Origin of the sequence: Antrihabitans stalagmiti (assembly GCF_016482825.1) — a bacterium.
Classification (GTDB): Bacteria; Actinomycetota; Actinomycetes; order Mycobacteriales; family Mycobacteriaceae; genus Antrihabitans; species Antrihabitans stalagmiti.
Map to the genome: position 1 here is coordinate 748,049 of NZ_JAEMNV010000001.1, position 14,694 is coordinate 762,742.

Here is a 14,694-nt window from a genome sequence, read left to right on the forward strand (position 1 = left end):
CGATGACAGCCAGTGCGCCGGTGGACCTCGAATCGACCGACACGGAGTTGATCGATGCCGATCTGTCCGCGGATCTCGCGGCCGCGGCCCTGGCATTGGCACGTAGATTCAGCGCGGGCGCAACGCTCTGGGCCATCTCGCCGCAGTGGGAACCACATGCGCACCACATCGCCGTCGAATTCGTCCACCCCGTCATCATGGGCAAACGGGCGCTGCCCTCCGTCGCGCTCGTCGAGGTCGACCCCGTGGCTCAGTGCCGAGTGGCGACCCGTCCGGGTGATGTGATCATCGCGGTGGCATCGGCCGACGATCCGCAAGTACTCGACGTCATGAGGCGAGCCCCGGTGTGGGGCGCCGATACGATCTGGATCGGCTACGGTCCGCGGCCCGCCCCTGGGAGCGCCGACCACACCCTCTGGGTCGCGTCCGACGATCCGATGGTGCCCGCGACCGGGCGATTCGTGTTGATGTATCACCTGCTCTGGGAACTGACGCACGTGTGCTTCGAGCACCCGGGGCTGATGACGGAACCGGCGCGGGATGCCGACTGCACCGACGAGGTCTGCATCACGTGCAGCGACCAGGGCCGCCTTGCCGAGGTCCTCGTTCCGCCTGCCGACGTCATGGATTCGGCGTTGGTGCGGACCGCAACCGGTGAGGAATTCGTGGATGTGACTGTGCTCGGCGAGGTTTCGGTGAACGATCTGCTGCTTGTGCACGGCGGTACCGCGATCACGAAGATCGACGACACGACGGGGACGGCGCTATGAACGCTCCCGAGGGCACCGGCGACAACACCAATTTCCTCTACCCGTTCATCGATGGCGAGGAGACGGACGCAAGTGCTCTGCTTCGCGACCTTGCCTCGTCGGCACGCGGCAAAGCCGACGTCAGCAAGAAGTTGCAGCACGCATCGTTGCAGGAATGGGGAGACTCCGTCGATGCCGCCGGCGCCGACATGGCACAGCGCTTCGCTCGCGGCGGCAGGCTCTATACCTTCGGCAACGGCGGAAGCTCTACCGACGCTGCAACATTGGCGTCGCTGTTCAGCCGTCCCGCACGCGGTCGTCCCGTCGCGGCCTGGTCGCTCGCAGCCGACATGTCGGTGGTGACCGCACTCGGAAACGACGTCGGATTCGACCTGATCTTCTCGCGACAGATCATCGCTCACGCCACGGAGCGTGACGTCGCGATCGCCCTGTCGACGTCGGGGAACTCCGACGACTTGATGACGGCGCTGACAGAGGCGAAGAAGCGTGGGCTGTTGACCATCGGGTTCGCCGGTCACGACGGCGGACGTATGGCAGTCGCGGACTACCTCGACTTCTGCTTCACGATCCGATCGCAAAGTATCCACCGGATCCAGGAAAGTCACGCCGTCATCGGCTATCACCTGTGGTCGGCGATGCAACAGCACATGGCGCACAACACAAGGGCCGCAGCGACAGCCACGTCAGGAGCACATTCATGACAAGTTCTCAGGTCGGCGCGGATCGGTCGATGTCGGAAGCCCGTGAGGATCGAGTGCTCGAACGCATCGACGCGTTCCGCAAACGTAGACCCCGGCTGCTGGACACGGTCATTACGCTCGCCCACGGTGCCGGTGGTAAGTCGTCGGCGGCGCTCACCGATGCGGTGTTCCTGGAAGCATTCCGCAACCCGGAGTTGGAACAACTCGGTGACGCGGCCGTCCTCGCACTGCCGTCGGGCGAGCGACTGGCGTTCTCGACGGATTCCTACGTCGTTCAGCCGTTGCGGTTTCCCGGCGGATCGATCGGCAATCTGGCTGTGCACGGCACGGTCAACGACCTTGCCGTCTCCGGCGCACGGCCACAATGGCTATCGGCCGCGTTTGTCATCGAAGAAGGTTTCGAGATCGGTCGGCTGCAACAGTTCGTCAGCGACATGCGGGAGTCCGCCGCGGCCGCGGGTGTGCAGATCGTCACCGGCGACACCAAGGTCGTCGGCAGAGGCGCAGCCGACGGTCTCTACATCTCCACCGCCGGTGTCGGACTGATTCCCGCAGGACGCCGACTCTCCGCCGATCTCGTCCGCCCGGGTGACCGCATCATCGTGTCCGGCACCATCGGCGAGCACGGTATGGCCGTCATGCTGGCACGCGGCGAACTCGCGATCGAAGCCGACATCGACTCCGATACCGCGCCCGTCAACGGGCTCGTCGAAGCGATGCTCGCTGCAGCACCCGACACTCGTTGGATGCGTGACGCCACCCGCGGTGGCGTCGGGACGGTTGCGAACGAGCTCGCCCAAACTGCCGGTGTCGCAGTGATTCTGGACGAGGCGACACTGCCGATCCTGCCGCAGGTGCTCGGCGCCTGCGACATGCTCGGCATCGACCCGCTGTACGTAGCGAACGAAGGAAAGTTCATCGCCGTCGTACCGCCGGAGCAGACCGATGCCGCGCTTGCCGCACTACGAGCGCATCGGCTCGGCGCGTCTGCAGCGGTGATCGGTGAGATCTTGAGCGACCCACAGGGCATCGTCGCGCTACGTACCGCATTCGGTGGCAGCCGCATCGTCGACATGCTCGTCGGCGACCCCCTCCCCCGTATCTGCTGAGCAACTTCGTACTTCGGAGAAAGGAGGACCACGATGTGCTTGGGAATCCCTGGACAGGTCGTGGACATCGTCGACGCCGAGCAGCACCTCGCCAAGGTCGACGTCAACGGAATCAGGCGGATCATCAGTGTCCGCCTGCTCGCTGACGACGGCTTGGTTGTCGGTGACTGGGTGCTCGTCCACGTCGGCTTCGCGATGTCGAAGATCGACGAACTCGAGGCTCAGCTGACCCTCGATCAGGTTCAGAAGATGGGCGCCGACTACGTCAACGAGATCGACGCATTCAACTCGTCACAGATAGCGTGAGGTAGTCCAGATGAAGTTCGTCGACGAATTCCGAGACCCGGCCGCGGCACGAGCGCTGGTCAAATCCATCTACAAGCTTGCAGGCACGGACGAGTACAAGTTCATGGAAGTGTGTGGCGGGCACACGCATACGATCTACCGACACGGGATCGAGCACCTGCTGCCGCCGAATGTCGAACTGGTCCACGGCCCGGGCTGTCCCGTCTGTGTCATCCCCATGGGGCGGGTCGACGACGCCATGTCACTCGCCGAGCACCCGGCCGTCATCTTCACGACGTTCGGCGACATGATGCGTGTGCCAGGTTCGCGCGGCAACCTGATCGAGGCCAAAGCGCGAGGCGCGGATGTGCGGTTCGTCTATTCACCCCTCGACGCCTTGAAGATCGCCGTCGACAACCCGAGCAAGGAGGTGGTGTTCTTCGCCGTCGGATTCGAGACGACTGCGCCGTCCACAGCCGTAACGCTGGTTCGGGCAAAGCAATTGGGCGTCAAGAACTTCACGGTGTTCTGCAACCACGTCACCATCGTCCCGCCGATCAAGGCGATCCTCGAGTCGCCCGACCTTCGACTGTCCGGCTTCCTCGGACCGGGTCACGTGTCGACAGTCGTCGGAACGCACCCGTATCGGTTCGTGCCGCAGGTCTACGGCAAGCCGATGGTCGTCGCCGGTTTCGAACCGCTCGACATACTCGCCTCGGTCCACATGCTCCTCGCCCAGATCCGGGAGGGTCGCTGCGAGGTCGAGAATCAGTACACCCGAGTTGTGAAGACGGAGGGCAATATTGCGGCGTTGAAGCTGATGGCCGAGACGTTCGAATTGCGCCCGCACTTCGAGTGGCGCGGCCTCGGCTTCATTTCGCAGAGCGCGTTGAAGGTGCACACGAACTACTCCGAATTCGATGCGGAGGAACGCTTCTCGATGCCGGGTGTGCGAGTCGCCGATCCGAAGGCGTGCCAGTGCGGTGAGGTGCTCAAGGGCGTTATCAAGCCGTGGGAATGCAAGGTGTTCGGTACTGCGTGCACTCCCGAAACGCCCATCGGGACCTGCATGGTGTCACCGGAAGGTGCGTGCGCCGCCTACTACAACTTCGGTCGGCTGCATCGTGACACCGCGTTGCTCGTCGGTCAGCGGGCGGGAGTCTGAATGACAGTGCCGGCTGGCCACCGGCTGTTCGCGCAGTACGCCTATGCCCCGAATGCGTTGGGCTACTGCGGCCCTGCCGACGGCAAAGCACTCGAGGCTGTCGCGTGCGGTCATGAGGTCGATGCCGATGTAGGAGCATTGGCCCGCCGCTTCAGCGGTGCGTGGCCGTATCAGAAGTTGATCGCCGACCTCAGCGGCAACGCCGATCCGCTCGACGACCACGTCGTCCGCGCCTACTGGACCGGCAGCGAACTGACCACGGCGATCGATCGTCGCCAGTTCGGCACGGAGCTGTTGTCGCGCTTTGCATCCGCTGCCGGAAACTATTGGAAGCACCTCACCGACGACCTGCTCGACGAGGTTGCTCCGACACATGCATTCCACGTCTTCGGGGTGTACCCGTGGTCGCGCCTGCTCACCTCGGGAATGCCGCAGCCGGTGCACGTCCTGGATTCGTGCCGGATCGGGTGGGGCAAGGTCGTCGAGGTGCGCGACGACGACGTCATCGTCCGGTCACGGCCGTTGCAGTTCGACGGCTTGCTCGCGCTCGGCGACGAGGTCGACCGACCGGTGAAGCATCGCGTTGACAGCGGACAGTTCGTGTCGCACCTGCACGTCGGCGACAACGTTGCTGTGCACTGGGACTTCGTCTGCGACTGGCTAGCCCCTCAGCAGGTCGACGAACTCGCATACTGGACGGACTGGCAACTGACGCGGACCAATCACCGGCTGGCTCATTCGGTCGGTTGACCGCGCGAACCGACGTCGCACGCCGATTACCGACCTCACATACCTGATCAGGCATGTGAGGTCCGCAATGTATTGGCGACGTGAACGTGTTCCTGTGGATAAGTCAGCCCAGGTCGGAGTTATCCACAACCCCGGTATCGCGATAGCCCGAAAGTAGCCAGACTCGTGCTGTGCCGCCTGACCTTCCATCGCTCGTCTTCCGGAGTACTGCACTCACGGAAGGATTCACCGACGACGAACTGCAACGACGCTGCGACGACGGCGACCTGATACGTGTTCGTCCAGGCGTCTACTGCCCCGCCGAATCAGCGACCGACCTCGACGCCGTCGCACGACATCGAGTGCTGATCTCGTCCACAGTGCCGAAACTCCTCGTCGAGTCGGTAGTGAGCCACACATCGGCTGCTGTGCTGCTCGGCTTGCCGCTATGGAATACGAGCCTGCGCAAGGTCACGTCGACAATCGATCGATCCAATGGTGGTCGAAGCTCGACCCATACTCACCTACGGTCAGCACCCTTCGCTGCCGACGAAGTGACCGCGATCGACGGAATACCGGTCTTCGGTCCGGTGCGGACGGTTGTTGACCTAGCCCGCACGTTCCCGTTCGAACAAGCCGTTGTCGTCGGGGATGCTGCGATGCAAAAGTTCGGCCTGACACACGATGAACTGTTCGACGGATTGCGCCGCTGGCCCCGTAGACCAGGCGCCCCGGCGGCACGTCGCGCCATCCGATTTATGGACGGTCGTAGTGAGAGCGTCGGCGAATCACGAAGCCGGGTGCGCATGCACGAAGCCGGTCTGCCTGCGCCGGAGTTGCAATACCGAATCGTCAGCGCGGACGGGCAGTTTCTCGGGCGGACGGACTTCTGCCTTCCCGACCTCGGTGTGATCGGCGAATTCGACGGCGCCTCCAAATACGGAAAGTTGCTGCGCCCCGGCCAAACTCCAAGCGAAGCAATCTTCGAGGAGAAGCGGCGCGAAGACAGCCTTCGCGACAGTGGTGCCGAGGTCGTGCGCTGGGTGTGGTCGGAGCTCGACGACTTTGCCACCGTTGCAGCGCGCTGGACGCGGGCAATCGAGCGGGCGACGGTCTCGCCGCATCCGCGCTGGCGACAGTCGACCTCGCCGTCCGATTGCTGACTTCACATGGCTGATCAGGCATGTGAGGTCAGCAATGCATTGGCGAGGTGAACATGTTCCAGCAGAGGGTCAGTCCTCCCGCGGCCGACCCATCATCTCGAGCCCCGCCATGGCGGAATCGGCTCCGGCCTTGTCCACCTTCTCCATGGCGAAGCCCATGTGGATCACTATCCAGTCCCCTGGTCCCACGGTAACGCCGTCGGCGAGCATGCCTATGTTCACCTTTCGGTTCTCTCCTGCGACGTCGACGAGTGCCAGTTGATCGCCGTAGCCCTCTAGCATTCGCACTACCTGGCCGGGGATTCCCAGGCACATAAGGCGATCCTCCTTTCCAACACGTCGAATACGGCATCGATTGCGTCGACGACCGCAGCCTCGACGACGGGAGTCAACCCGATACCCTCCTCGATGCTGAGGACCTGACAGCCGACGATCACCGTCGGTGGCAGCGTTCCGCCCAAAGCGCGCAGACTGGCGAATACCGCACCCGGATCCATGCTGTGCGCATCGAATTGCGCAGCGCCCAAATCCTGATCGGAGTCGACTTCGAACACCCGAAGGCGACCGGGCTCCCCTCGATCAGGCACAGCGTCGACCAGGATCAGCGCATCCCATCCGTCCAGCAATTCGTAGGCGAGATGGACGCCACGAATTCCGAAATCGACCGCGCGCACGCCGGTGGGGAGTTCACGTCCTGCCAGGCGACGCAACACTTCCGGGCCGAACCCGTCGTCGGACAGGAAAATATTGCCGATCCCGGCGACCAATATTCGGGGGTCGGATCGCAGGTCGGCCTGTGACGGCTCCACCTACATTTGCCGCATTCGGATGTACCGCTTGATGTCGGGCAGCGAACTGATGCCCACGACCACACCGGCGGCGAGCAGCACCGCCATCGCGATCGTGGCGACTTCTCCAATTACTCTCATTGTCGAATCTCCTTTCCTGTGACCGCATCCGACGAAAGGGGCTGCAGTTCGTCGGGTGCGAAGTAGAGGTACCTGCCGTACCAGTCGTGCATATCGCTGGCGGGGTCGTCGACGAGGACGACGCCGACGTGGATCTCGCCGTCGACATCGCCGTGCACCAGCGCGACTCGCGCGATCTGCCCGTCGTAGAACAGGTCTTGCGCATCCGCCCGGCGGGACGGCTTCAAGCGGACCATCGAACCCTTCGCGACATGTACTCCGTCGATCGAGATGCCGTCCAACTCGGGCTGCACGCTGGTATCGGATTCCTCGGACCACCAGGGGATTTCGTCGTCGAGTTCGGGCAGCATCCGTGGGTGCGGATCACGCAGGACGCCGTGTAGTTGCGCGAGTTCCTGCGGCGACATCGCATCACATCGATCGATGATCGCCGCCGCCATCGGATCGGTCGCCCGCGCCTGCGCCTTCTCCTCGTCGGTCAGCGTCATGATCCGCAGGCTGAGGATCTCGTCGATCTCCGTCGAATCGAACAACGCGCCACCGCTCTGTTCGGCGACCTCGGGGTAGTCGTACAGGATGATCGGTGAGACGAGAACGATGTCGGTTTCACCCGGCGCACCTGCGAGCACAGGGAAGCAGCGGTGCTGAGCGCAGCCGACTACCACGGCAACCGCGTCGTCGGCAGGCTCGAGTAGCGAAACGAACTGCCCGGCTTCGATTGTCAGGATTTGATGGGCTCCGATGAACGACGTGCCGATCGCCTGGTCCTTCGTCGCGGCGGATCCACCGCGGTTGTGAACCGCAACGGCCACGCGCGAAAACTCTCCGACTTCCTCGACCGAGACCGCCACGGACCCGTGTAGCGACGACCTGGACCGCACTACGCGACCTTCGACAACGTCGTTGTGCCGCAACACCTCCGTCTCCGAACCACCCTCGAAATGCAGAGGGAATTCGATCCCGGTGCCGACGTTGGCCAGCTCGACAGGTCCGATCTCGACCTCGCATTCGATCGCTTCGTCCCACGACACCCAGCGCGTTGCGCCGACGGTCAGGTCACCGACCGCGACGAAACCGTCCCCGGTCGCCTGTTCGATGCGGCGACGCTGAAGTTGCAGGCAGCGGACGGTGATCGACAATCGACAGTCGCCGATCGAGCGCACCACAACCTGTGTCGACATCGACGAGTCCTCGCCGAGGCCGGCATCGGCTGCACCGGGTGGGCCGAGCACGCCGAACTGCCAGCGCGACTGGTTCTTTCCCGACGTGGACCGATACGGGTACAGCAGGTAGCCCTCGTACAGCACCGCATCCGCGACCGCTCGCACATTGTCGATTCCCGCATAGGTTGTCATGCGCTCACCTCCCGCTGCAGCAGGTGGTGCACTGCCTCGTCGAGACTGATCAATCCTCGATCGGACTTGAACTTCGCGAGCGCTTCGATCGTCTCGTGGTCGAGCCGAAGCCAGCCGGTGCTCGGAAAATGTTCGCGGATCAACTGTTTCCACACCGACACCGGTAGGTCGTAGGACGCTTGGCGATCCCACGGAACCTGGGCGACGTTGAATCCGGTATCGCCTTTCGTGAAAACCGTTCCGCTGAAAAGGAACTCGATCGGGACGACGCCGTCCTCGCCGAGCGCGTGCAGATACTTCGACGCCGCGACCTCGAAGTCGTAGGTGCACGGCAACGCGAGGTCGACCTCGCACGTGTCGGTGAACCCCTGCACCATCGCGGTCGCCTGCAGCCACATGAAGGACCGCAGCGTCGACGTCCACCGCTCACGAGGACCGAACAGATCTTGCAACCCAGCGCCTTCGTCCTCGGTGTAGCGACGCTTCTGCGGTTCGATCCGCACTTGCGCCCGCAGCGCGACCGCACGTACCGGCGTCCCAGTCGTTTCGTCTATCCGCAAGCGGGCATTGAGGATCGGCACAGCCCCGTGAGCCTGCGCCGTCACTTCGAGCACCGCGAACGCCAGCTCGGTCATGGCAGCCTCGCGACGCGCGCACGGTTGGTGACCTGCTCGAAGAAGCCGTCGATCTCACGGCGTGCATCCTGCCCGCCGTCGAATCCCCGCCACAGCTTCCGCAAGGTTCCGACCAACTGATAGCAGGCGTCGATCGGGACGAGGTAGCACTCGGGATCGCCCTCGCCACGGTCCGGTATCCGGATCAGTAGCGCCTCCACATCCGGCAGCAGCAACGACAACTCCGGATTCTCGGCGCACACCTCCTCCCAGACATCCAGCGGCAGTTCCGATTCCGTTGCACCAGCGGGACCTGGATAGAACGCGACGGTCCGATCGAGAGCCGAGTTGCGGAAGAAGAACGCGAGTCCGACCGGTATCTGCAACGCATCCCAGCGTCCCGGCGACAACCCGAAGTCGGGAAACGTCAGATAACGATCCGGGACCGCACGGTAGCGCAGGGTGGCCGACTGGTCGCTGAACAGCAGGTAGCAGCCGCGGCAGACGCACATCAGTTGGCGCCCTTGCATACTCACCACGTGCTGATGTTCGTCGCGGATGGGTTCGGCACACATCTCGCAACGTTCGCCGACGACCTGACGTGGACGCTCGGTTGCAATCCGGCGCAGCACGCTCAGCGCCGAACCTGGGATGCGGCCGTTGGTCCCTGTCGTCATCCGGCCGCCTCTGCTGCGGGTACGGCGATCGACAGCACGCCGTCCTTGATCAGGACCGGAAGTGGGTCGAGGTGTTCGGAGCTGTCGTCGAGGCCTGCACCGGCGCTGCGAATGTCGTAGTGCGCATGGCAGATCGGGCAACGCAGGATCGCGTCACCTGCCACGCCGCCCGCACGACGCGCGAGTACTGCGCCGGCAAGGGAGTTCAGACATGCCGGACAACGGTCGCGGTAGGCGTAGAGGTCGTCACCGACCCGAGCTGCCAGGATCGACAACCCGCCGACCGCAAATCCCCCGACCTCACCGGGACCGAGTTCGGCAAGATCTGGGACCGCAACCCACGATCCGGACACCTGCGATACCGAATGCACTCTCGCCATAAGTGACTCGGCCGATATCAATCCCTTCGGCGCGGCCGGTTCGCCGACCACTTCGATGTCGGTCGTTTCGGGCGCCGCTGCCTGGACAGCGTCCTTGACCGCGAGTTCGAGTGTCACCGACGACGACGGGCAGGTCTTGCAACTACCCGTCAGACGAAGCCGCACAACGGTATCCGCGACGCCGATCAGTTCGACGTCGCCACCGTGCGAGCCGAGATACGGTCGCACGCTGTCCAGCGCAGTGCGGACCCGAGTTTCGACGTCGTGCGGATGTAGGCCGTGGACGAGGAGCAGGCTGGCGACCAGGTCGTCGGTCGCCAGCTCGTCGAGCACCGCGTGATTCCCCGTCGCCCGCAACACTCCGATGACTCGCTCGAGGCCCGCGCCGTACAGATCGACGACTTCCCGCACGAGCTGCTCGGCTCGCTCACGAGCGACGACACCACCGGCCGAACTGGCGTCGAGCAACGACTCGATGCGTTCACCCGCGGAGCGCCACTGGCCGGAATCCTCGCTGCTGCTGTCCCTTTCGTGCTCCATGTTCGCCTGTATCCCGCCGTCTACCGTCGATCACTCGCCGGTGACGGATTGTGTCGGCGAGTGCAACTTTTCGAGGGTCTTGCCTTCGCCGAGATACATGTGCACGCCGCACGGCAGGCACGGATCGAAACTGCGGACGGTCCGCATGATGTCGATCCCCTTGAAGTTGTCCCGATCGTTCTCCTCGAAAATCGGCTGACCCTGTACCGCATCCTCGTAGGGACCCGGCGTGCCGTAGCTGTCCCGCGGGTTGGCATTCCACGGGGTCGGTGGATACGGATGGTAGTTCGCGATCTTGCCGTCACGAATCACCATGTGGTGGGACAGCACTCCACGAACAGCCTCCGTGAAGCCGCATCCGATGGCTTCGTCGGGTACTTCGAACTTCTCCCACGTCTTCGTCCTGCCTGCACGGATCTCGACGAGTGCCTTCTCCGCGAAGTGCAGTGCACACGCCGCCGCGTAGGCCTGGAAATAGGTGCGTGCTCGATTGCGTTCGATCGTGTTGCTGCCGTGCACCGGAACCTTCCACTCGAACTCGGCGGGCCCCTTCAGTGCGGTCTTCGGCAGATTGATCTTGACGCTGTTACCGGTCGACTGGACGTAGCCGATGTCGACCAAACCCGCCAACGCGGTGGACCACAGTCGCGCAAGCGGTCCACCACCGGTGTCGAGGGCGAGATGATCGGTGCCGTCGAACCACCGCGGCGACATGACCCAGCTGTACTTGTCGTCCATGTCCCGCTTCTGCGGATGCGGATTCGTGTGTTGATTCCACGGGTGCCGACGATCGACGGGGTTGCCGAGCGGATCGTTCTTCACGAACATTTCCTGGTCGGTCCAGTCGTCGTAATACGAACTGCCCAAAAGGATTCGGATCCCCAAATTGATGTCGACGAGCGACGTCGTCACCAGTTTGCCGTCGACGACGACGCCGGGGGTGACGAACATCTTGCGGCCCCACTTCTCCATATCCTTGTAAGCGAAGTTGCAGACGTCCGGATCCTGGAACGATCCCCAGCAGCCGAGGAGGGTGCGGCGCAGGCCGACCTGCTCGTAGCCGGGCAGCGCCTCGTAGAAGAAGTCGAACAGGTCGTCGTGCATCGGTACGACCTTCTTCATGAACTCGATGTAGCGCATCAGACGAGTCATGTAGTCGGTCATCAGCTGGATCGTTGCGACGGTGCCGACACCGCCCGGATACAGCGTGGACGGGTGCACATGGCGACCCTCCATGAGGCAGAACATCTCTCGCGTGTATCGGCTCACGTGCAGTGCTTCGCGATAGAACTCACCGGTGAACGGGTTGAGCGCCCGCATGATGTCGCCGATGGTCTTGTAGCCGTGCTCACCCGCGTGCGGTGACTCGGTTCGGTTCGCCTGCTCCAGCACCCCCGGGTTGGTCTCGGACACCATCTTTTCGCAGAAGTCGACGCCGACCAGATTCTCTTGAAAGATGTTGTGGTCGAACATGTATTCTGCGGCTTCGCCGAGATTGACGATCCACTCGCCGAGATGCGGCGGCTTCACCCCGTATGCCATGTTCTGTGCGTAGCAGGAGCACGTGGCGTGGTTGTCGCCGCAGATGCCGCAGATGCGGCTGGTGATGAAGTGGGCGTCGCGGGGGTCCTTACCTTTCATAAAAATCGAGTAGCCACGGAAGATCGACGAGGTGCTGTGGCACTCGACGACCTCGCGCTGCTTGAAGTCGATTTTGGTGTAGATGCCGAGGCTGCCGACGATGCGCGTGATCGGGTCCCACGCCATTTCGACGAGGCCGTCCGAACCGGTCGATTTGCTGGAGGCACCTGGAATTATCGTTGTCATTCGAATCGCCCTCTCAGAGGCAGGCGTGGGTCCGGGCCTGGAGTTACCAGGTGCGTGTGGCACCCGTGGTGAGTTCTTTGCCCTTTGCGCGCCACTGCGGCTCTTTGTCCAAGGTCTTCTTGGTCACCTTGCGCAGGCTACGAATTGCCGAACCGTAGAGACCGGAAGCTTTCGTCGACAGCTTGCCGCCTGGTGGTTCGTCCATGAACGGCATGAACTTGTCCGGGAATCCCGGCATCGTGCAGCCGATGCAGATACCTCCGACGTTGGGGCAACCGCCGACGCCGTTGATCCAACCTCGTTTCGGCACATTGCATTTGACGACCGGACCCCAGCAACCGAGTTTTACGATGCACTTCGGTGAGCCGTACTCGGTGGCAAAGTCGCCTTCCTCGTAGTAGCCGGCGCGATCGCACCCCTCGTGGACGGTCGCGCCGAACAGCCACTGCGGACGCAATGCGTCGTCGAGCGGAATCATCGGAGCCTGGCCCGTCGCCATGTAGAGCAGATAGGTCAGCGTCTCGGACATGTTGTCCGGGTGCACAGGGCAGCCGGGAACGCAGACGATCGGTATGCCTGCCTTGGACTTCCAATCCCAACCGAGGTAGTCGGGAACCCCCATCGCACCGGTCGGATTTCCGGCCATCGCGTGGATACCGCCGTAGGTCGCGCAGGTCCCGACCGCAACGATGGCTGTCGCCTTCGGCGCGAGTTTGTCGAGCCATTCGCTTGTCGTGATGGGCTGCATGGTTTCGCGGTCGTTGCCGAAACCACACCAATAGCCTTCCCCGTGCAACTGTTCGTTGGGGATCGAACCTTCGACTACGAGAACGAACGGTTCCAATTCGCCGCGATCGGCTTTCCAGAACCATTCCAAGAAGTCGTCTGCTCCGCCTTGTGGACCGCATTCGAAATCGATCAGCGGCCAGTGCACCGCTATCTTCGGGAGGCCGGGCAGGGCACCGAGAGCGATTTCCTCGATGCTGGGTTGGGTGGCGGCTGTGAGGGCCACCGAATCACCGTCGCAACTGAGACCCGCATTGATCCAGAGCACGTGGATGAGAGTGTCTTCGGCTGCTATTGCTTCCTTTGTCGGCATAGTGAGCGCCTTCCGGAACCCGGGCAGAGGTTCCTACATCACCGGAGTCGACCGTCGGCCCTCTTGTGTGATGTTGATCACTAATTTGCTACTCCAGAAGACCATTGTCAACGTTGGCGGCCACTTAGAATGTCTGGCCGCGCACCCAGGCGTACCACTGGTCCATTCCCGCACCTGTGGTTGCCGATACGGTCATCATCTCGACACTGGGATTGATTGAGCGAGCGTACTTTTCGAAAGTTTCGAGATCGAAATCGACATAGGGCAGCAGATCCGACTTATTGACGAGAACCAGGTCGGCCGCGGCGAACATGTGCGGATACTTGAGCGGTTTGTCGGCACCTTCGGTGACGGAGATGACGACCACCCTGGACCGTTCCCCCAGGTCGAAGAGCGCCGGACACACCAGATTGCCGACGTTCTCGACGAACAGCAGCGCTCCCGAGGGCGGGTCCAACGCGGTGAGGGCGTTCTGCAACATTTCGGCGTCGAGGTGACACCCCGCTCCCGTGTTGATCTGGACGACCGATGCGCCGGTCGCCTCGATGCGTTCGGCGTCGAGCATCGTTTCCTGATCACCTTCGACGACGGCTATCGGTCGGGTTGCCGCCAGGTCCCCGATCGTGCGGACGAGCAGCGTCGTCTTGCCCGCTCCCGGCGAACTCATCACGTTCAACGCGACGATGCCGCGCCCGGCGAACCAGCCCCGATTTCGTTCGGCGAGTAGATCGTTCTTCGCCAAGACCTTCTGCTCGAGCGTGATCGTCTCGGTCGCGTGGTCGTGCGAATGATCGTGTGTGTGCTCATCGGTGTGATCGTGAGCGTGACTGTGCTCGTGTACGTGCGAATGATCGTGCACGTGGTCGTGATCGTGGTCGGTGTGTTCGTGATCGTGCGAGTGCTCGTGAGTGTGTCCGTCGTGTGAGTGCGATCCCTCGCCGGCCAGAGTGATGACCGCACCACCGTCGTCACCGCATCCACAGGTCGCACACATGGTTCAGCTCACTTCCATCGACATGATTCGCAGCTCACGACCCGATACGACATCCACGTCGGCGCTGCCGCAGTCGCAGAGAAGCACGAAGTCCCTTACGGCGAAATCGGTTCCACAGCCACGACAGTGCGCCGCACCTGGTGGTTGCTCGATTTCGAGCAGGGCACCTTCCATGATGGTCCCCTCGGTCACCAACTCGAAGCAGAATTGCATGGAGTCCGGGACGACGGCGCAGAGTGCGCCGACCTGCAATTTCACGGAGTTGACGTGACGACCAGCGGCATGTGAGCAGACTGCATCGACGACGCTCTGCGTTATCGACATCTCGTGCATCGCTGCCTCGTCCTCGCCCGCTAC

The 14,694-nt window shown here is 62.9% G+C and carries 18 protein-coding genes; 7 read left to right on the plus strand and 11 right to left on the minus strand.

Annotated elements, in window-relative coordinates; genetic code table 11:
* Nucleotides 1-2: 2 nt before the first annotated feature.
* The 7 genes from JGU71_RS03490 to JGU71_RS03520 all read left to right on the plus strand — a co-directional run bounded on the left by JGU71_RS03490 (nt 3) and on the right by JGU71_RS03520 (nt 5,922).
* Nucleotides 3-770, plus strand: coding sequence for a hydrogenase assembly protein HupF (locus JGU71_RS03490; RefSeq protein ID WP_199702004.1), 768 nt, complete (start codon nt 3-5; stop codon nt 768-770).
* Nucleotides 767-1,471, plus strand: coding sequence for a D-sedoheptulose-7-phosphate isomerase (locus JGU71_RS03495; RefSeq protein WP_199702006.1), 705 nt, complete (start codon nt 767-769; stop codon nt 1,469-1,471). Before JGU71_RS03490 ends, JGU71_RS03495 begins: the two co-directional genes overlap by 4 nt.
* Nucleotides 1,468-2,580, plus strand: a complete 1,113-nt coding sequence (gene hypE, locus JGU71_RS03500) for a hydrogenase expression/formation protein HypE (RefSeq protein WP_233528596.1) — start codon at nt 1,468-1,470, stop codon at nt 2,578-2,580. The genes JGU71_RS03495 and hypE overlap by 4 nt, the downstream gene beginning before the upstream one ends.
* A 33-nt stretch (nt 2,581-2,613) precedes the next feature.
* A complete protein-coding gene (locus tag JGU71_RS03505) occupies nt 2,614-2,886 on the plus strand; it encodes a HypC/HybG/HupF family hydrogenase formation chaperone (protein ID WP_199702008.1) in 273 nt (90 codons plus the stop codon).
* A gap of 10 nt (nt 2,887-2,896) precedes the next feature.
* Nucleotides 2,897-4,030 carry a hydrogenase formation protein HypD gene (hypD, locus tag JGU71_RS03510; RefSeq protein WP_199702019.1) on the plus strand — a complete coding sequence of 378 codons (1,134 nt, stop codon included), beginning with the start codon at nt 2,897-2,899 and terminating at the stop codon, nt 4,028-4,030.
* Nucleotides 4,031-4,780 (plus strand): DUF6390 family protein, encoded by a 750-nt coding sequence (locus tag JGU71_RS03515; RefSeq protein ID WP_199702022.1) that lies wholly within the window; start codon nt 4,031-4,033, stop codon nt 4,778-4,780. It begins immediately after the preceding gene.
* Nucleotides 4,781-4,950: 170 nt separating this feature from the next.
* A complete protein-coding gene (locus tag JGU71_RS03520; RefSeq protein WP_199702024.1) occupies nt 4,951-5,922 on the plus strand; it encodes a hypothetical protein in 972 nt (323 codons plus the stop codon).
* 69 nt (nt 5,923-5,991) lie between these two features.
* On the opposite strand, the gene JGU71_RS03525 is transcribed toward JGU71_RS03520, so the two are convergent.
* From JGU71_RS03525 to JGU71_RS03570, 11 genes are all read right to left on the minus strand, one after another.
* Entirely contained in the window at nt 5,992-6,237 is a 246-nt protein-coding gene (locus tag JGU71_RS03525) for a HypC/HybG/HupF family hydrogenase formation chaperone (RefSeq protein ID WP_199702026.1), read from the minus strand.
* Entirely contained in the window at nt 6,210-6,731 is a 522-nt protein-coding gene (locus tag JGU71_RS03530) for a hydrogenase maturation protease (protein ID WP_307829475.1), read from the minus strand. The genes JGU71_RS03525 and JGU71_RS03530 overlap by 28 nt, the downstream gene beginning before the upstream one ends.
* Nucleotides 6,732-6,851, minus strand: a complete 120-nt coding sequence (locus JGU71_RS30530) for a DUF6893 family small protein (protein WP_372433084.1) — start codon at nt 6,849-6,851, stop codon at nt 6,732-6,734.
* Nucleotides 6,848-8,206, minus strand: a complete 1,359-nt coding sequence (locus JGU71_RS03535; RefSeq protein ID WP_199702027.1) for a hypothetical protein — start codon at nt 8,204-8,206, stop codon at nt 6,848-6,850. The genes JGU71_RS30530 and JGU71_RS03535 overlap by 4 nt, the downstream gene beginning before the upstream one ends.
* Nucleotides 8,203-8,841: a DUF6084 family protein gene (locus JGU71_RS03540; protein WP_199702029.1), complete on the minus strand. Its 639-nt coding sequence runs from the start codon at nt 8,839-8,841 to the stop codon at nt 8,203-8,205. The genes JGU71_RS03535 and JGU71_RS03540 overlap by 4 nt, the downstream gene beginning before the upstream one ends.
* The gene (locus JGU71_RS03545) at nt 8,838-9,497 is read right to left on the minus strand and encodes a DUF5947 family protein (RefSeq protein WP_199702031.1); all 660 of its coding nucleotides are present in this window, start codon (nt 9,495-9,497) and stop codon (nt 8,838-8,840) included. Before JGU71_RS03545 ends, JGU71_RS03540 begins: the two co-directional genes overlap by 4 nt.
* Complete coding sequence (locus tag JGU71_RS03550) at nt 9,494-10,417, minus strand: NifU family protein (RefSeq protein WP_199702036.1); 924 nt, start codon at nt 10,415-10,417, stop codon at nt 9,494-9,496. Before JGU71_RS03550 ends, JGU71_RS03545 begins: the two co-directional genes overlap by 4 nt.
* 30 nt (nt 10,418-10,447) lie before the next feature.
* Complete coding sequence (locus JGU71_RS03555; protein WP_199702047.1) at nt 10,448-12,244, minus strand: nickel-dependent hydrogenase large subunit; 1,797 nt, start codon at nt 12,242-12,244, stop codon at nt 10,448-10,450.
* A gap of 43 nt (nt 12,245-12,287) precedes the next feature.
* Nucleotides 12,288-13,343 carry an NADH-quinone oxidoreductase subunit B family protein gene (locus tag JGU71_RS03560; RefSeq protein ID WP_199702049.1) on the minus strand — a complete coding sequence of 352 codons (1,056 nt, stop codon included), beginning with the start codon at nt 13,341-13,343 and terminating at the stop codon, nt 12,288-12,290.
* A gap of 124 nt (nt 13,344-13,467) precedes the next feature.
* Nucleotides 13,468-14,337 (minus strand): hydrogenase nickel incorporation protein HypB, encoded by an 870-nt coding sequence (gene hypB / locus JGU71_RS03565; protein ID WP_199702051.1) that lies wholly within the window; start codon nt 14,335-14,337, stop codon nt 13,468-13,470.
* Between the two features lie 3 nt (nt 14,338-14,340).
* A complete protein-coding gene (locus tag JGU71_RS03570) occupies nt 14,341-14,670 on the minus strand; it encodes a hydrogenase maturation nickel metallochaperone HypA/HybF (protein ID WP_199702856.1) in 330 nt (109 codons plus the stop codon).
* Nucleotides 14,671-14,694 lie beyond the last annotated feature (24 nt).